Source organism: Anaerohalosphaeraceae bacterium, assembly GCA_035378985.1.
Taxonomy (GTDB): domain Bacteria; phylum Planctomycetota; class Phycisphaerae; order Sedimentisphaerales; family Anaerohalosphaeraceae; genus JAHDQI01.
Genome location: DAOSUR010000006.1, coordinates 135,341 through 153,793, shown reverse-complemented (window position 1 = coordinate 153,793; position 18,453 = coordinate 135,341). Strand labels below are relative to the sequence as shown.

14 protein-coding genes are annotated in these 18,453 nt (G+C 56.8%); 12 read left to right on the top strand and 2 right to left on the bottom strand.

Translation table 11 applies throughout. The annotated features are described in order from the left end of the window. On the top strand, positions 1 to 554 hold a 554-nt coding region (locus tag PKY88_06465; GenBank protein HOQ04839.1), incomplete at its 5' end, for a sigma 54-interacting transcriptional regulator. A 453-nt stretch (positions 555 to 1,007) separates the two neighbouring features. Here the strand turns inward: PKY88_06465 and PKY88_06460 are convergent. After that, on the bottom strand, positions 1,008 to 2,177 hold the full coding sequence (locus PKY88_06460) for a glycoside hydrolase family 43 protein (protein HOQ04838.1): 1,170 nt from the start codon (positions 2,175 to 2,177) through the stop codon (positions 1,008 to 1,010). 201 nt (positions 2,178 to 2,378) lie between these two features. Then, the gene (locus PKY88_06455) at positions 2,379 to 3,833 is read right to left on the bottom strand and encodes a glycosyltransferase (GenBank protein HOQ04837.1); all 1,455 of its coding nucleotides are present in this window, start codon (positions 3,831 to 3,833) and stop codon (positions 2,379 to 2,381) included. 386 nt (positions 3,834 to 4,219) lie between these two features. Here PKY88_06455 and PKY88_06450 point away from each other — a divergent pair, with 386 nt between their 5' ends. The 11 genes from PKY88_06450 to PKY88_06400 all read left to right on the top strand — a co-directional run bounded on the left by PKY88_06450 (position 4,220) and on the right by PKY88_06400 (position 18,444). Next, the gene (locus PKY88_06450; GenBank protein ID HOQ04836.1) at positions 4,220 to 5,248 is read left to right on the top strand and encodes a hypothetical protein; all 1,029 of its coding nucleotides are present in this window, start codon (positions 4,220 to 4,222) and stop codon (positions 5,246 to 5,248) included. Beyond that, complete coding sequence (locus tag PKY88_06445) at positions 5,245 to 6,594, top strand: ABC transporter substrate-binding protein (GenBank protein ID HOQ04835.1); 1,350 nt, start codon at positions 5,245 to 5,247, stop codon at positions 6,592 to 6,594. The genes PKY88_06450 and PKY88_06445 overlap by 4 nt, the downstream gene beginning before the upstream one ends. A 6-nt stretch (positions 6,595 to 6,600) precedes the next feature. Then, positions 6,601 to 8,343, top strand: a complete 1,743-nt coding sequence (locus tag PKY88_06440; GenBank protein HOQ04834.1) for an iron ABC transporter permease — start codon at positions 6,601 to 6,603, stop codon at positions 8,341 to 8,343. A 69-nt stretch (positions 8,344 to 8,412) separates the two neighbouring features. Beyond that, on the top strand, positions 8,413 to 9,498 hold the full coding sequence (locus PKY88_06435) for an ABC transporter ATP-binding protein (protein ID HOQ04833.1): 1,086 nt from the start codon (positions 8,413 to 8,415) through the stop codon (positions 9,496 to 9,498). Positions 9,499 to 9,690: 192 nt separating this feature from the next. Beyond that, entirely contained in the window at positions 9,691 to 10,404 is a 714-nt protein-coding gene (locus PKY88_06430) for a PEP-CTERM sorting domain-containing protein (protein ID HOQ04832.1), read from the top strand. 176 nt (positions 10,405 to 10,580) lie between these two features. Continuing rightward, positions 10,581 to 11,612 carry a prepilin-type N-terminal cleavage/methylation domain-containing protein gene (locus PKY88_06425; GenBank protein ID HOQ04831.1) on the top strand — a complete coding sequence of 344 codons (1,032 nt, stop codon included), beginning with the start codon at positions 10,581 to 10,583 and terminating at the stop codon, positions 11,610 to 11,612. A gap of 56 nt (positions 11,613 to 11,668) precedes the next feature. Then, a complete protein-coding gene (locus PKY88_06420; protein ID HOQ04830.1) occupies positions 11,669 to 14,272 on the top strand; it encodes a hypothetical protein in 2,604 nt (867 codons plus the stop codon). A gap of 44 nt (positions 14,273 to 14,316) precedes the next feature. Next, on the top strand, positions 14,317 to 15,318 hold the full coding sequence (locus tag PKY88_06415) for a hypothetical protein (protein HOQ04829.1): 1,002 nt from the start codon (positions 14,317 to 14,319) through the stop codon (positions 15,316 to 15,318). Positions 15,319 to 15,354: 36 nt separating this feature from the next. Then, complete coding sequence (locus PKY88_06410; GenBank protein ID HOQ04828.1) at positions 15,355 to 16,233, top strand: hypothetical protein; 879 nt, start codon at positions 15,355 to 15,357, stop codon at positions 16,231 to 16,233. 138 nt (positions 16,234 to 16,371) lie between these two features. Continuing rightward, positions 16,372 to 17,550 (top strand): endonuclease/exonuclease/phosphatase family protein, encoded by a 1,179-nt coding sequence (locus PKY88_06405; GenBank protein ID HOQ04827.1) that lies wholly within the window; start codon positions 16,372 to 16,374, stop codon positions 17,548 to 17,550. 21 nt (positions 17,551 to 17,571) lie between these two features. Continuing rightward, a complete protein-coding gene (locus PKY88_06400; protein ID HOQ04826.1) occupies positions 17,572 to 18,444 on the top strand; it encodes a hypothetical protein in 873 nt (290 codons plus the stop codon). Positions 18,445 to 18,453: the final 9 nt, after the last annotated feature.

Below are 18,453 nucleotides of genomic sequence, written 5' to 3'. Positions count from 1 at the left end.
TGCAGGAGCGTCGGTACTGGCCGGTGGGCAGTCATCAGGAGCGGATGTTTCTGGGGCGTGTGGTGGGGGCGACGAATCAGCCGGTGGAGGTGCTGCGTCGTCAGGGGCGGTTTCGGGAGGATTTTTATTATCGGCTGTGTGCGGATGTGATACGGGTTCCGTCGCTGAAGGAGCGGATTGAGGAAAGCGCGGAGGAGCTGCCGTCGCTGGTTCGTCATTTTGTGGGGCAGATAGTGGGGCAGGCGGATGAGGGGATCGTGGGGCGGGTGCTGGAGGTGATCGAGCGGCGGCTGGGGCGGGGGTATGAGTGGCCGGGGAATGTGCGGGAGCTGGCGCAGTGCATCCGGCGGGTGGTGCTGCGGGGGGATTATGAGCCGGGGGCGGGGGGAGCGGCGGGGACGGCGGGGCGGCCGCTGACGGCAGAGGAGGTGGTGCGGCAGTACTGCCGGCAGCTTTATGCGCGGTACGGCAGCTATGGGGAGGCGGCGAAGGCGGCGGGGCTGGACCGGCGGACGGTCAAGCGGTATGTGGAGGGAAGAGGGAGTGAAGAGTGAAGAAAAAGGGACCAGCGGCGGGAGGAGGAAATTCGAAGCATCAAATCCTAAAAATCTAAATTCTAAACGAAATTCGAAATAACAAATCCGAAATTCGAAGCACGAAATCCGAAAGAAATTCTATGTTTTAAAAATCTAAAACACAAACAATCTCGAAGTTCAAAGCATCAAACAAAAACAGAGCTCGAAGCAGGAAGTTTGAAATCCGAGGAAATCCGCCAAAATCGAAGAACAGAAGGAAAATCCATCGCAGCGATTCAGAAAGTTTTTGATTGGGTATGCTTGGCAGGGGGACAGTTCGCGGTGTTGTAGAAATAAAGGACTGGATACCCGCCTTCTTGCATCGCTGAAGTTTCGGAGGACAAGATGCGGGAAGGGGAGGACTGGATTCCCGCCTACGTGGGAATGACGGGGGTAGTAGGGAATGGCTGGTGGGCAAGCATGCTTTCCGTTTCATTCCGGGCTGGAGGGTTTTTTGTCTTTGTCGAACCAGGAGAGGGACCAGCGGTCGAGCCAGCGGATTTCGAAGCGGCCGTCCCGGAGGATGACGGGCAGCCAGATGTATCGGCCGTCAATGGCGTTTTCGGGGTTCCAGCGGTCTCCGATGTAGATAAAAGCATCTTTTTTGCCGTGCACGGGGAGGATATAGGTGCTTTGGGAGAAGAAGGTTTTGTCGGCGTTTTCACCGATGCAGGGGTTGGGTAATTCCTTCCAGGGGCCCCAGATGGAGTCGGCGACGGCAGAGCGGGCGGCGTTGGGGGCCCAGCCGGTGCAGCCGGACATCATCAGAAAATAGCGGCCGTTGTGTTTGAACATCGCGGGGGCCTCCATATAGCGGCCTTCGAAGACGCGGATGTATCGGCCCGCAGGGGCCAGGTAATCCTCGGTCAGAAGGGAGATGTGAAGGGTGCTGTTTTCTTCGGAGGCGTAGATGTGGTAGGCCCTGCCGTCCTCATCGACGAAGAGGGTCATGTCGCGGGACATCTGGCCGCCTTCGAAGTCGCGGGCGAAGATGTTCAGCTGCTCGATGGTATAGCCCTCGGGCAGGCCGCCGCCGGAGAAGCGGATTTTCTCGATGCCGTCGAGGGGTTTCTTTCGTTCATCGGGGACGTTTTCCGGCCAGACGCCTGCATTGGGCCGAAAACTTCGCAGGTAGGTATAGGATCCGGTCGGGGTCTCACTGACGGCCGTGCCGCAGCGGGCGGCGCGGTAGCCCTGTCCTTTGAGCTCGAGGTGGAACCACATGACGAATTTGCCGGTTTTGGCATTGTAGATGACTTTGGGGCGTTCGAGGATGCATCCGGCGGCCAGGTCGTGGGCGGGGTTGTCCGGGACGACGGCCAGGGCTATGCCTTCGTTTTTCCAGTTGTACAGGTCCCTGGAGGAATAGCAGCGAACGCCGACCCAGGCATTGTTGCCGCGGCGGCCTTCGACTTTGTGTTCGCCGAACCAGTAGTAGGTGCCGTTGTGATAGAGGAAACCGCCGCCGTGTGCGTTGATATGGACGCCGTCGGTGTCGGGCCACCGTTCGCCCGGGCGGAACTCGTTAGAAGCGGCCGGCGGCTGGGCAAGAAGGGCGGAAACCAGAAGACTCGATAAGACACAGCAGCTTGCTGCAGGCATAATAGACCTTTCGGATTAAGTGGTTTTGTTTTGAGAAGATTATCGAATGCTGCGAAAGGCCGTGCAAGAGAGAAACGGGATAAAATGCGAACTCAACCCGCAAATCCGGTCAGGAGATCAGGCAGAAAACAAAACAGGCCATTTTGGCCCCCCTTTCGGCGGAGGGCCAAAATGGCCGGATTATTGTTCAAGGGCTCGTTTTTAGACGGGCAGGAGGTCGTGGGAGATGATGCTGCCGGTGCGAGAGGGCTGTTTGGAAGCCGATGCAACGGCGACGGTGCCGGCGGCGGGCAGGGTGCGGGTGAGCCATTTGTTGTTGCCGACGGTCAGGAGGGCATAGGGGCTGATCCAGAAAAGACCGGCCAGCCAGAACAGCGAGTAGGCAAAGGCCCAGAGAGCGTTGCTGGAGCGGTATTTGAGAGCGTAAAATGTACCGGGGATAATCGCCATCAGTTCAGCACCGAGAAGGATTTGGGCCAGAAAGGCCTGGGGTTCCCAGAGGATGCAGCCGAGTGTGCCGAAAATCATAAAGGTTGCCCCGAACAGATTGACAACGCTGTGGAGAAAGTTCAGCTGTGCTCCGAGGCGGTTGGTCCGGAAGGGCTTGAAAACGAAGCGTGCCATTTCGATGGTTTCCCGGATATTGCTTCGGGCCCACCGCAGGAACATTTTGCACAGCCCTTTGTAGCGGACGGGGACCTGCGTGAAAACGACGGCGTTGGACTGGAACTTGACGGCGAATCCCTGCTTGAGGATGAGGTTGGTCATTGCCCGGTCTTCGCCGATGTTGGATTTCTGTCCGAGGAACCGCTGATTCATCCAGGCACGCAGGACTTTCATAACGAGGTCGCGACGGTAGGCGGACAGGGCGCCGGGGGTGCAAAGGACGGAATCGACCTGGCTTTGGCTGGCTCGGATAAAGTCAAAACTGAAGGCAAAGGAAACATCGAGCATTTTGGGAATAAAACCCTGATGCCGATTGAGGACGCGCACATTGCCGGCCACAGCGCCGACGTTGGATTGCGTGATAAAGGGGCTGACGAGATTCCGCAGGGTGTTTTTCTCAATAATGGAGTCGCTGTCGATGGTCACGACAATATCCGCCTGGCTTCGAATGAAGCCCTCATACAGCGCTTTCCGTTTTCCGCTGTTGCGTTTGAGGCGAAGCGGAGTGACCAGCTGGGGGTACCGGGCGGCAGCCTGCTGAATCCACTCCCAGGTGTCGTCAGCACTGCCGTCATCGACGGCGATAATCTGGAGTTTATCGACCGGATAGTCGCTGGCCGCCACACTGTCGATGGTATCGGCTACATGGCGGCCTTCGTTATAAGCAGGAATAATGACAGTACAGGTCGGCAATTCGCTGTCGGTACAGGTTCGGGCCGGCTTATAAAAGAGGACAAGATAGAAACGCCAGAACAGGGCCGCAACGTTGATTACGAAGAGGGTACGGGCGACAGCCAGGTAGGCGATCCCCCACTGAAGGGCGGTAAGCCGGTCGAGGACCCCTTCGATTTGGTCCCGCTGAGCCCAGGCGCCGAGGACAATTGTCGAGATGGCGATACAAATCATCGTCTTACTCGACCACTCATAGAGGTTGTCTTTCGTGAGCATACGGCCCGGTATGAACCCGGCTGTAAACGGAAGCATTTTCATACTTAAGTCTTTCTAAAATAAAGGTTTATATTCTTTTCATTCTTTTTAAATATACACATTCCCCGCTAAGGGAATGGAGAAAAAGCATAGACTGACATCCGGGAAGAGATAATGTGAAATTTCAACGGACAGCGCTGACGCGCTCGTTGCGGCTTTATGCTAAATCAGCCCTTTTATTAAGGACTATGCATTCTCAAAGAGTTTCTCCCGTAACCAAGTTATACGGAATCATACCAGAATTTGTTTTTGGAGTCAAGAATAAAAACGGAAGGAAAAGAGGGGGGTAAAGTTCTGAAAATTAAGGTTGCAAAAAAGGAGATTTGGCTTTCAACTATCCGTGTATTTTCGAAGAAATGGGGTCCTTTGAGAGAGAAAGGATGGAATGGATGAGCTGCAAGAGTTCGGCGGTGCTGATAGGATGGTCTGTTTGGTCTTTGCTTTTGGCGGGCGGCTGTGCAGCAGCTGGGGAAGTCACAACGACCCAAACGACGAAGCCGGCCGGCGAAGAGGTGGTGATTGCAACCTGGAACATCGAACATTTTATGATGCTGTTTGACCAGGAGATGATGCCGGAACGCAGCCGCAACACCACGGAGTATTATCGGGATGATGAGGATTTGTATGAGATAGCCCGGACGATGAAACTGCCGCAGATGAATGCGGACATTGTGCTGATTCAGGAGGGTCCGACGCAGGCGATGCTGGAGCTGTTTGTGCGGGAGCGTTTGGGCGGGCGGTATGCCTATGTCAGGTCGTTTGAGGGCAATACGGAAGGGCAGTATTTGTGTATGCTGATGAAGCCGGGCTTCCGCGTGCTGCAGGAGCGTGTTTTTAAAGATGAGAAAGACACCGTCAGCGGGCAGATGCTGTTTTCGCGGGGGCCTGCGTTTGTGCTGGTGGAAACGCCGAAAGGGCGGCGGCTGTGGGTGGGCACAACGCATGCCAAAAGCAAATCAGATAACAGCAGGTCGGTGACGGAATGGCGGATTCGGGAGATGGTACGGACGCGTCAGATTTGCGGAGAGCTGCTGGAAGCCGGCCCGACGGGCTATCTGCTGATTGGCGGGGATTTTAACGATGATTTCGGGCTGGATTCGTATGAGAAGTCGGCGGGGCAGGATGCGGTGGAAGTGATGCTGCGGGGAGAGGGGAAAGAAAAGCTGATTTGTTTGGATGAGGCGATTTGGAAGAAGAATCCGAAGGCGGCCTCCTATCACTGTGAGATTAAGCCGCCGCGGTATCGGTCGTTTCTGGATCATTTTTTTGTCAGTCCGGCCCTGGCGGAGCGGATGAAGGAAATTTACCTGGTGGATGACCCGATTGCGGCGGTCGCCAGCGACCATTATCCGATGGTAGTTCGGCTGGTCTGGCCGGATGAGCCGAACGAGAATCGGCAGCAGGGAGGGACAAAATGAGGCGGATGAGATGGGCGGCGGGATTTCTTTGTGCGGCGGTGTATTTGGGGCTGTTCGGATGCGGCAAAAAGCCGGCGGGTGGTGAGTCCGGCAAGGTGGTGCTGTCGGTCATTACGCCGCACAATGAGAATATCAAATACGAGTTCAGCCGGGCGTTCCGGGCCTATGCCAAAGAACGGTACGGATGGGATGTGGAGTTTCAGTGGCGGGATGTGGGGGGCGGAAGCAGTTCGATTCTTCAGTATCTTCGAAATGTGTATGCGAAGGCAGACAGCTGCGGGATTGATGTGCTGTTCGGCGGGGGAGAGTACACGTTTCAGTATCTGGATGCGGAAGGACTTCTGGAGCCGCTGGAGGCGGGGCAGGACGTCTGGGACAACATCCCGGCGGTGTTCGGCGGGATGGAGATGTACAGCCCGCGGAAGACCTGGTGCGGCAATGTGCTCAGCAGTTTCGGGTTTCTGTACAACAAGGAACTGCTGAAGCGGCTGAATGTGGCGGAGCCGACCTCGTGGGAGGATTTGGGGCGTCCGGAGTACTTTGATTTGGTGATTATGGCGGACCCGACACAGTCGGGCTCACAGGCGGCGGCCAATGAGATGATTGTCCAGACGGCTCCGAGCTGGCCGCAGGGGTGGGCCAAACTGCTGCTGATTTTGTCGAATGCCAAGAAGTTTACGGACAGTTCCGGTACGGCGGCGCGGGCGCCGAGTCTGGGGGAATGTGCGGTTTCGGTGTGCATTGATTTTTACGGGATGATGTACGCGTCCGAGGCGCCTGAGAAATTGGGGTATGTGAGCCCGAAGGGACAGACGGCCTTTACGCCGGACCCGATTGCCGTGCTGAAGAATCCGCCGAATCGGAAGGCGGCCCAGGCGTTTGCGGCGTTTGTGCTGTCGCCTCGGGGACAGGGGCTGTGGGGGCTGCCGGCAGGGCATCCGGACGGACCGGAGCGGTATCGGCTGAACCGCACGCCGATTCGAAAGGATTTTTATCAGGCATATGGAACAACCGATGCGGTGCTGGCGGCCAATCCTTATGAGGGCGGCACCGAGATGAAAATTGATGCCAAGCTGCGTGAGGTGCGGTACGGGGTTTTGGCGGAGCTGGTTTATTCGGCGGCGATTGAAAATGCGTCGCTGCTGCGGGAAGCCAAGCGGCGGATTCTGGAACGGCGGATGGACCCGGCGCTGGCGGCTGTGCTCACGCGTCTGCCGGAGAATATTGATACGGTCGAAGAGATTTATGCCATCGCCGAGCAGCTGAAGGATCGTACAGCCGCCGAACGGATTCGAACCGACTGGACGGCATATTTTCGGTCGCAGTATCAGCAGATTCTTCAATAGAGACGGATGGAACGAACGGGAACAGAGCGGCCGTTGTGGAGGCGGTATCTGGAGCAGGCCGACCCGCTGGTTGCGGCGGAGGTTTTGATTTTTCTTTTTGTGGGGGTGTTCTTCTTTTGGCCGCTGTATGAGGCGGTTCAGGCGGGTCTGACGGCTGAGGGACGGTTCAGTTTTTACTGGCTGGGGCGGCTGTTTTCCAATCGGATTGTACTGGGGCAGATTGCCAACAGTTTTCTGCTGGCGTGTGTGACAACGGCGCTGTGTCTGGTGCTGACGATGCCGATGGCGATTGTGAGCACGCGGTATCAGTTTCGAGGGCAGGGGATTTTGACGGGGCTGCTGCTGGTGCCGCTGATTCTGCCGCCGTTTGTGGGGGCGCTGTCGATTAAGCGGTACCTGGGGCAGTTCGGGATTCTCAATCTGGTGCTGGAGCGGCTGGGGGTGCTGGATTTGTCTTCGGGGCGCCCGCCGGACTGGCTGGGGTCTGGGTTCTGGGTGGTGACGGTCCTGCAGACGCTGAATCTGTTTCCGATTTTGTATCTGAATCTGTCGGCGGCCCTGGCGAATCTGGACCCCGCATATGCTCAGGCGGCCCGCAATCTGGGGGCGGGGAAATGGACGGTGTTTCGCCGGATTACGCTGCCGCTGCTGCGTCCGGGGATTTTTGCGGGCGGCTCGATTGTCTTTATCTGGTCGTTTACGGATATCGGCACGCCGCTGATGGTGGGATATGAAGAGCTGGCGTCGGTGAGGATTTTTAAGGAGCTGGCCCGGGCGGATGTGTCGGGGCGGATGTACAGTCTGGTTCTGGTGATGCTGGTGCTGTCGGTGCTTTTTTATGTGCTGGGCAAGGTGGTTTTTGGACGCTCGAGCGGAGCGGAATCGGCCAAGGCCAGTACCGCGTCGGCGGGGCAGCGGCTGGGCTTTTGGGGGACGCTGGGGGCGTGGGTGTTTTTCGGCGGGGTGATTTTCGCGGCGATTCTGCCGCATATCGGGGTGGTTTTGACAGCGGTATCAGGGCAGTGGATTAAGACGATTCTGCCGGAACGGTACACGCTGGAGCATGTGCTGTTTGTGCTGCGGCAGCCGGAACCCCGGCGGGCGGTGCTGAACAGTCTGGTATATGCGGGCCTTTCGACAACGCTGGATTTGGCGATCGGTTCGGCGGCGGCGTGGATGCTGGTGCGGCGCCGGCTGCAGGGGGCCAGGGTCCTGGATTTGTGCCTGATGCTTCCGCTGGCGGTGCCCGGGGTGATTCTGGCGGCCGGGTATATTGCGATGACGGCGCCGGGGCGGCTGTTCGAGGCGATCGGACCGATGCGGAATCCGACAATGCTGCTGGTGATAGCATATACAATTCGGCGGGCACCGTTTGTGGTGCGCGGTGTGACGGCAGGGCTCCAGCAGATTCCCGAGACGCTCGAACAGGCGGCGCGAAATCTGGGAGCGACGCCGGGACAAGCGATTCGACGGATTACGGTGCCGCTGATTGCAGCCAATCTGATAGCGTCGGGCCTTTTGACCTTTTCATATGCGATGCTGGAGGTGAGCGATTCGCTGGTGCTGGCCCAATTGCGTGTGCATTATCCGATTACCAAAGAGATTTATACGCAGGCGTATTCGGCCAATACGGATGCGATGCAGATTGCGGCCTCGCTGGGGCTTTTGGGGATGCTGGTGCTGGGCGGGTCGCTGGCGGCGGCGGCGGTGCTGATGGGCAAGCGGCTGGGGGCGGTATTCCGGGCGTGAAGACGTTCACCGGCGGAGATTTGTTGATGACATTTTGGAGAATATCATCCTGATTCGGAAGCGGCGGATATGATTGAGATACGGCTGGAAGGAATTTCAAAGGCCTATGCACAGGGGGCGGGAAGCGGGCCGGTGCTCGAGAAGATTGATTTGGTGATTGAGCCGGGGGAGTTTTTCTTTCTGCTGGGGCCCAGCAGGTGCGGCAAGACGACGCTGCTGCGGATTTTGGCGGGTCTGCTGGAGCCGACAAGCGGCCGGATTTTGTTCGACGGGCGGGATGTGACGCATCTGGCGGCGGAGAAGCGGCGGACGGCGATGGTCTTCCAGAATTATGCGCTCTGGCCGCATCTGAAGGTGATTGAGAATGTCGAGTTCGGGCCGCAGATGCAGGGCATTGAGCCGGAGCGGCGGCGGAAGATTGCGATGGAGAAGCTGGCGGTGGTGCAGATGGAGGCGTTTGCCCAGCGCAAGCCCAATCAGCTCTCAGGCGGTCAGCAGCAGCGGGTGGCGCTGGCACGGGCGCTGGCGGCGCAGCCGCAGTGTCTTCTGCTGGATGAACCGCTGAGCAATCTGGATGCACGGCTGCGGGCAAAGATGCGAACGGAACTGCGGCGGCTGGTGAAGGAATCGCAGACAACGGCGGTGTATGTGACGCATGACCAGAAAGAGGCGCTGTCGATGGCGGACCGAATTGCGGTGCTCTCCGGCGGGCGGATTGTGCAGCTCGGCAGACCAGAGGAGATTTATCAGCGGCCGAAAAATGAATTTGTAGCGGATTTTATCGGCGAGGCAAATTTTTTAACAGGAAATCTGTTGCAAACCAGTCCTGTGAAGATTCGTACAGAGGCGGGGGTTCTGGCGTCTGAAATGAAGACAGACCGAACGGCGGGGTCGGCGGTGAAATGCTGCGTGCGTCCGGAAAAGGTGCAGATTCACGACATAAAAGATTTTGCGGATAGAAATCGCCCAAACCTTCTGGCGGGGACGGTTCAAAGCATTGCCTACTACGGTGAATTAAGTCAGATAGAAGTGCGGCTGAATGCGGGGGTTGTGTGGACGGTGACGGTTTTTTCCGGTCGGGCGGAGGGGCTTTTGCCGGGAGCAGAGGTTTTGTGCGGGGTCAATCCGGCAGATGTAATTGTCCTGGAGGGGTAAGGGGGGCTCGGAACTGTTGCTGAAAGGTTGCTGAAAATTTGCGGAAAACTTAACCGGATGCTTATTTGTTTTTAATAATCGGAAAGTAGGTTTCAGACCTTGACAGCACAGCGGTTGTGCTTGAGAATGTGTGAAGTGTGTGGGGTTGTTTTGAACAGGAAACGAGGAAACTTTTGTATGGAGGTTGGAAAGATGAAGAAATTCTGTTTGTTGCTGTTATTGTGTGCATGGGTTGGTCCCAGTTTTGCCGCCATTTTGATGTCTGACAATTTTGATTCTTACACCAATGGAAATTTGGTCGGGCAAGGCGGCTGGGCGGCTCACAGCGGTGCCGGAAATGCACCTGTACAGGTTGTGAATGGAACAGTGAAACTGATCACACAGAGTACTTCGGCGGAAGATGTGAACAAGTCGGTTGGGGCGACCATGGGGTCGGGAGATATCTGGTATGCCGGATTGGATGTGATTGTCGGTTCGGCCTCGACGGGAAAAGATTATTTTGCTCATTTCCTGCAGGGAACGAGCAATTTTGCAGCCCGCGTAGGTGTAGATATGGCAAGCGGCGGCAAGTTTGCGTTCGGCCTGTTTGGAGTTTCAGCCTATCCCGGGGCTTTGACGGGCTATGTTTATGATGTAGAACAGACCTATCGAGTTGTTACATCCTACAATTTTACGACCGGCCTTTGCACGATGTGGGTTAACGGTACAGAAGTCCTGACCCAGAACTGGTATACAAGCAATGCGAACACGGCTTATGCTTTTCGCCAGGGAACCAGCGGTTCGCTGCGTTTGACGGTGGACAATCTGGTTGTGGCTACAACGTATGCCGAGGCAGCTGTGCCGGAGCCGGCGACGATGGCTCTGCTGGGGCTGGGCGGATTGCTGGCTGTTGTCCGTCGGAAATAAGGTGTTTTTAACAGGTTTTTAACCGAGCCTGCCGTCTTGTGCAGGGAAGAAATTAAAGGGGCTGCAGCCGGAGAAAAATCCGGCTGCAAATCCCTAAATCCATAAGAAGACAGGAAATAGAGATTTTGCTGCTTGCCGGCAAAAAAGTGGGAACCGAAAAACCTGCGAGACCTTTTATGAAATCCCAAAAACCGCAAAAACGAGCTGCCCGAAGCACACGGTCCAATCCTTCTTTGGGGTTTACGCTGATAGAGCTGCTGGTGGTGATTGCGATTGTGGCGATGCTGCTGGGGATTCTGCTGCCGGGGCTTCGTCGGGCCAAGCAGGCGGCGGAAAGCGTAGTCTGCCGGGCACATATGAAGGGAATCGGCAGCGGGCTGAATCTCTATTCGGCGGCGTGGGACCAGTGGATACCCGGCCCGAGCACCAGCGGGGCGAAGGTCTATTCGACGGGTGCCGGATACGGTTCCACGAGCCCGTATCAGAATGTGGACTGGATGTCGCCGATGATGGGGGATGAACTGGGGCTGGCGGCCGAGCCGCTGCAGCGGCTGCTGGATTTGCTCAATGAAGAACTGCGGTGCCCCTCGAATCGGGTCAAAAACGATTATGTGTATCCGAGTGCGATTGCCGGTGTGAATCCGCAGGATATTTCGTATTCGAGCTATTCGGCGGTTTTGGGCTTTCATATGTACCCGAGCGGCGGTCAGGGGGCGTCCAGCGAGTATCAGATTTCGGGCTGTCGGGTCGTAACGGACCAGGAGATTTACAGTTATGCCCGGATCGGACGGGCCTATCAGCCGAAGCTGACCAAATTAGGCACACCATCGATGAAGGTGTTTGCTGTGGAGGGGGCTCGTTACTTTGATGAGCAGCGGGGTGTGAGTTTCAACAATCTTCCCTATCAGAACGACGGGGGCAATTTTATGCTCCAGGGGCCGGTGCTTCGGCGAAACGGAGACCCGTATCTTCTGCGGCGGACGAGCTTGACGGATACCTCGACGTGGAGTTTGTCGGATGCCGCAATACGGCTGGCCTATCGGCATAACAAGCGGATTAATCTGGTCTTTTTCGACGGGCACGTGGAAACGCAGGACATGCTCGGTTCGCTTCGCGTCCGCTATTATTTCCCGAAAGGGACCTTGATTACAACGGTGGGAGCGCTGGCGATGCAGGCGGTTGATGCGGCGGAGGGGACCATTCAGTAAACAGGTTTCAGTTATCAGTCATCGGTCGTCAGTTATCGGGAAACAGTTGACAGCGGATGTTTAAAGCAAATGTATGCGGCCGCAGGAGGCGGCAAATCGTCGGATGCTTTGTCCTTCTGTGGCTGGGGGGAGCACAGGGGGCCCTTCGTATTATTTCCTATAATACCTGCGGAGCGGTCCGGTCCGGGATGGGGACCATTCTGGAAGCCATCGGAAGCGAGGAGCGAAACGGCATCGCCCGGCCGGCGGATATCCTGCTGGTGCAGGAGCAGGTTTCGTTGAGCACGACCACGCAGCAGCTTGTCAATCTTTTGAATGGGATTTACGGAGCGGGGGTCTATGCGCGGGGGACTCTGGACGGGGCTACGACGGGTGCAGGCCGGCCCGGTGTGGTTTATAATACCCGGACGGTTGTGCTGCTGGAGGAAGTTCAGGTGAATGTGCCGTCGTCGGATGGGGCCGCACGGGCAACGATTCGGTACAAGTTTCGGCCGGTCGGATACACTCGGCCGGAGGCGGTGTTTTATGTTTATAACAGTCATTTTAAGGCCGAATCGGATTCTGCAAGCCAGAACCGGCGGGCGGTGGAGGCGGGACAAATTCGGTCGAATTCGGATGCCCTGGGGGATGGAGTGCATCTGCTTTATGCGGGGGATTTGAATCTTTATACGGCATCGGAGCCGGCCTGGTCGGTCTTGACGGCGGCGGGGCCGGGACAGGCATTTGACCCGGCGGGGATGGTCGGAAACTGGCATGACAATCCGGCATTCATTCTGGTTCATTCGCAAAGTCCTGTGACCGCGGAGCGCTACGGCGGACAGGTCACGGGCGGGATGGATGACCGGTTCGATTTTCAGCTGATCAGCAATGAGATGCTGGACGGAGAGGGGCTGAGTTTTCTTTCGGGTTCGTATCGGGTATTCGGCAACAACGGCACGCATCCGCTTAACGGGGAGATTACCAGCGGCAGCGGAGCGGCTCCGGCGGTGTTGACGGCTTTGGCGGAAACGAGCGACCATCTGCCGGTTGTCGCCGATTATCAGATCCCGGCGAAGATGACGGTGAGCGTGGGGGCGATTCCGGCGGAGGTTCTGTACAATCAGCCGGTTCAGATTCCGGTAACGATTGCCAATACGGCACCGGTTTCCGTCCCGTTGGGTGCGGATGAGTTGGAGTATGTTCTGACGGCCGGCGGGGCTGTGACCGGGACTGCCGCAGGGACCGTTTGGGCCGGGGGCGAAGAGGTGCGATGGGTGACGCTGACGGCGGCGAGTGTGGGGCCGCAAAGCGGGCAGATTGTGGTGAGCACGTTGAGCCAGGGAGCGGAAAATCCGCTGTTTGTGCAGGATGTCGTTTATACAGTGGTGCCCGGCTATACCGTTCAGACGATTGAGTACGGCTGGGAGGATTTTACGAGCCGGTATGACCCCAATGCTGTGCTGGGCTCGTCGGGGACGGCCGTCTATGGGGCTGTGCAGAATGAGCCGAATGAGGGATTGCACTGTCTGGAGGTTTCCAATAAAGGAGATTGTGAAAGTGCGGTGTATCTGGCGGCGGTATCGGGACTGCTGGCGGGGGATACGGTGCAGGTGAACTGTCAGGGGCGGCATTTTGCGGCGGAGGACGGGGGGATTCGGCTGGGGGCGTATCGGCTGGCGGATGCGGGGGATTTGGGCAGCATTGCGGGACCTGCAGGGGCGGATTCGAATCTCAGCGGGACGGCCTGGGGGACGCTGGAGGGGGTCTGGACATTTGAGGGACAGGCGGGCGAAGGGATTTTGATTGGGGCCAAACTTTGCAGTCTGTCGAGCGGCGGGGTGCTCGATGCGCTGCGGATTACCGTGCCCTCGCATGCTCAGGTGCGGCTGCCGAGGCCGACGGAGGTTGTGTGCGGACAGACAGCGCCGGCGGATTTGAACGGAGACTGTCGGGTGAATCTGGCGGATTTGGCCTTGTTTGCACGCGGATGGCTGGATGGGGAGACGATCGAAGGGGGACTGCCCGCCTCGGAGCCGGCGGTGGTGATTACCGGGATTCTGGATGGAACGCTGAGCAGCGGTCCGCGTGTGATTGAACTGTATATTAACGGGACAGTGGATTTGTCGGAATATGCCCTGGAGCGGTCGCTGGGCGGACAGCCCTGGTCGGACCGTATCAATCTCAGCGGTGTTTATACAAATGAGTTTGTCTATCTGATCGGCACATTGAACAGCGGGCCGGCGAAATTCAATACCGTGTTTGGTACGGAAGGAGATTTTGCCAATCATGCTTTGGAAAGTTCCCTGATTGTTTGTGACGGCAATGATGCATTTCGTTTGCTGAAGGGAGAAACCGTTGTCGATCAGGTTTATTGGCCGACTTCTGCTTTTGGATATGAAGACAGTTTTTTGTACCGCCGAAATCAGACAGGTCCGGACGGCGGCTGGACGGCAGACAATTGGTCCATTCCGGGCAATGACATTTTGGATGGAAAAACAGCCGAGCAGATTGCCCAGCTTGTTCCGTTTGGAACCTATCGCTATGAGGAAACAACCTGTACTGTTTTTTCAGAACTGGATTTTGCGGAAGACTGCCGAATTGATTTGGCGGATTTGGAGATTTTTCTTGAAGAATGGCTCGGGTGTACACTGGAGCCGCAGTGGAGCTGTCGGAATGAATGAGTGAAGAAAGAACGCGGGAAAAATTTTTTGCGGAGGACTTGGTTATGAAGAAAACAGTTTGTTGGATGATGGTTCTGGGGATAAGCATTCTGGGATATGCGGACCGCCATTTATATCGGTACGGCTGGGAAGATGTCGGGACCGGCGGACCGCTGCTGGGCAAATACCGCACGCAGGATGTCACGGAATCTGTTGACACAACGGTTGTGCACGGCGGCAGTCAGAGTGTGAAATTGATTGATAACGATAATTATGCAAACGATGCTATTTATGGAGAACAGGCATATTTGTGCTGGATTAACGGACTGCAGACAGGAGACGTTGTTCAGGCGAGTTTCTGGCGGTACAACGCAAGTCCGACGGCCGGATGCCGCATTTCGGCTAATTATACCAAGAATGGAGATATGACTTACTCGACCTATTTCTCAGACGGAGACAGCAGCAGTGCAGGTATCGGAACGACCGGTGTTTGGCAGAAAGTGTCGTATGCGTGGACATTTACTGCGGGCAGTGTTCCGAATACCGGAATGATGATTTTGGCTCGCATTTACACGAACCCTGGGGATGTCTGTTATGTGGATGATTTGGAAGTGATCATACCGGAACGAGCAGGGATTACAATTGCTTTTCCGGGGACGCCGGAGTATCAGGCGGTTTTGAATGATGACCCGAATGCGCTTCAAACTCGTTCGTACGGCTGGGAGGACGGTTTTGCAGATGTTCTCGGATTTTCAGGCAATGTTTATGAACCGACGAATACCGGCAGTCCTGACCCGGTTTTCAGCGGAAGCCGTTCTCTGAAAGTGACGGAGTATCCGCTGGAAGGGACCCCGGAGGTGTGTTTGGCGCTGGTGACAGGGCTTGAGGACGGGGATTTGGTCACGGCGGGTTTTTCGGCCTACGATGTTACGCCGGATGCTTCCCCGTCGGTGCGGATTTGGGCCTATTATACGAATACAGATGATTTTACTCGTTCCCTGGGTTCCGCCGGCGGCAATGAAACGTACAGCGGGGCTTCTGCGTGGAGCCGTCTGGAGCATACATAGGCCTTTGCCTCCGGTGACGGCTCAGCCAATGCGCTGATGATTTGTGCACGGCTTTACAGTCCGACGGAAGGAATTACGGAGCAGCCCTATTTTATTGATGATGTGAATGTGATTGCTCCGTCTCATGCAACCATTCTTTTCCCGGGTGATTTGTATAAACAGGCGGATTATGGAGCCAGCAGTTATTCGTGGGCGAATTTCAGCGGTTCGTCTTCAGAGGAGAATGTCCTGCTGGGAACGTTCGGAATGGTTGGTGCGGAACTGGAGACGTTTGACTCGCATAATGGAGACGGCAGGGCCCTGTCTGTGTGGGATGCCACGGAACTGTACACGCTGAGCACGCTCAAGCAGGCAATGAACCGGGGATATGATGTGGACCGGAATGGGCCGATTACGCCGGAGGGATATGTGGCGGTTGTGAAAGGGCTGTCGAAGAACGATTTTGTGAAGGCCTCGTTGTGGGCCAAACGGTATTCCGGTCAGACCGGCGGAGGGGTTCGTCTGTGGGCGCATTATATCTATGATGAGAATGATTTGAACAGTTTTGCCGGTTCTGCAGGGGGCTTCGAGGCCTATCCGGGCGAGGATTGGAGCAAGCTGAGCTATCGGTGGGTTTTCAATGATGCTCCCTATATCGATTGGCAGGGAATTGAACGGATACCGGTCGGGCTGGTGATTACGGCAAGAGCTTACTCGGCCAACGGTGAGGGCGGGCTGATTGATGATTTAACTGTGGAAGCCCCTGTGGATGCGACTGTGGAGTATCCGGATCCGAGCAAGCCGGCAATCTGCACAGGCGGACTGCCTGAGTTTGATTGGAATCTGGATTGTCGAGTGAATTTGACAGACTTTGCGGAATTTGCCAATGCGTGGCTTAAGTGCAATCTGCAGCCGGCGGAGGACTGCGGACTGTAAGGGAGCGGGGGTTTGCAGGATGGACAAGGGCCGGCGCGGGGCGTCGGCCCTTTTTTTTTGAGCCCGAAGCGGCCGAACTGCCGCAAGCGAGGGGGCGGGTTGTGCGAAATGGAAAAAGATGATAGGATGGAGTTTGCTATGCGAAAATGGATTATTTTCCTGTGGCTGTTTGCGGCGGTGCTTCCGGCAGGGACAACGATGATTCGGACGGCAACCTTTAATTGTTCACTGACCCGTTCCAAAGCGGGCGGGCTAATCGAGGATTTGCGCGGGGGGCAAAATCCGCAGGGTAAAGCCGTAGCGGAGATTCTTCAGCGGGTGCGGCCGGATGTGGTGCTGCTGAACGAGTTCGACTGGGACGCCGAAGGAAGGGGCATCGGGATTTTTCAAAAGGAATATCTGGAGATTTCCCAGAGCGGGCAGGAGCCGCTGGTCTATCCGTTTGTGTTTACGGGGCCGGTGAATACGGGGCTGGCCAGCGGAATTGATTTGGACGGAGACGGGCGGACGGACGGGCCGGAGGACGCCTTCGGGTACGGCCGCTTTGAAGGGCAGTACGGGATGGTGCTCCTGTCGCGGTTTCCGATACGGAAGGAGACCGTAAGGACGTTTCAAACGTTTTTGTGGAAGGATATGCCGGGGGCGCTGCTGCCGAAAAAGCCCGGAGCGGAGAAAGAGTTGTGGTATTCCCCGGAGGCCCTCGAGCGGCTGCGGCTGTCGTCCAAAAGCCATTGGGATGTGCCGGTGGAGGTACACGGCCGGGTGATTCATTTTTTGGCGTCGCATCCGACGCCGCCGGTGTTTGACGGGGCGGAGGACCGCAACGGGCGGAGAAATCATGATGAGATTCGCTTTTGGGCGGATTATTTGACAAAGGACAAAAGCGGGTATATTTATGATGATGCGGGCCGGCGGGGAGGACTGGAAGAAGGGGCACTCTTTGTAATTTTGGGGGATTTGAATGCCGACCCGCTGGATGGGGACGGGCTGCACGAGGGGATTTTGTCGCTGCTGAATCACCCGCGCGTGCAGGATGTGCGGCCTGCCTCGAAGGGCGCGGCGGAGGCGGCCCGGCTGGATGGAGGAGTGAATGAGCGGCATAAAGGGCCGGCGGAATTGGATACGTATCAGTCGTCGCCCGGGCGGCAGCCGGGAAATCTGCGGCTGGATTATGTTTTGCCTTGCAGGGAATGGAAGGTTATCAAGGCGGAGGTCTTCTGGCCGGAGCGGGCGGAGCCGCTGGCAAGACTGACTGCAGGACCGCCGTATGTGAGTTCGGACCATCGGCTGGTTTGGGCGGATTTGGAACTGCCGTAACAGGAATGGGAGTATTTCAGAATGGCCAAGAAAAATCAGAATGCTTCGAAGAAAAATTCGATTCTTCCGTGGGCGAAGAAGGGATTTCTGGAGAACGCCCGGGTGTACCTGTCAGGCCCGATGGATTTTGTTCACAGCCGCAAGTTGGAGAAAAAATGGGGCTGGCGGGTTCGGGTCGGGCAGTTTCTCCAGGAACTGGGGGTGACGGTGTTTGACCCGTGGTCCAAGCCGAGTGTACAGGGGATGTACGGATACGGGCGGGAGGGAGAGCAGACGGTTCGGCTGCGGGAGACGTGGACGTTTGAGCCGACGGAGGAGGGACGCCGGGCGCGAAGCAAATGCTGCCAGACGTTTCGGGAGATAATGCACCTGGACCTGCGGATGGTGGACATCAGCGATTTTCTGATTGCCTACAGTCCGACGAATATCTACAGCGTGGGCACGCCGCATGAGATTATTGTGGCATCCCTGCAGCACAAACCGGTTTTGTTTGTCAGTCCGCCGGTAGTTTTCACGGCCCTGGAGCATCTGCGGCGGCATCTGGAAGAAAAGAAAGACCGGAAGGGACAGCGTCTACTGGCGGATTTGGAGCGTCAGGTTCCGATTAAGCCCAATCCTCGCGGGGTGCCGAGTTTGTGGTATATGCCGCTGATCGGCAGCGAGAATTTCTTCGACGGGTTTGGGTTTGCCAAATATCGGGAAGCGTTTGGATGGGTGCCGGACCCGACGGACCGGCTGGAGGAAAAGTATCCGCCCAAGCGGCCGCTTCTGCCGTTTTTAGAGGAAGTGCATCGGGGGAACAAGGCCCCGCAGCGGTGGGACCCGGTGACGGAGAAGATGGTGCCGGACGATGACTGGCTTCTGCTGGATTTGGCCCACCAGAATCGAACGTAAGTCAGCCGT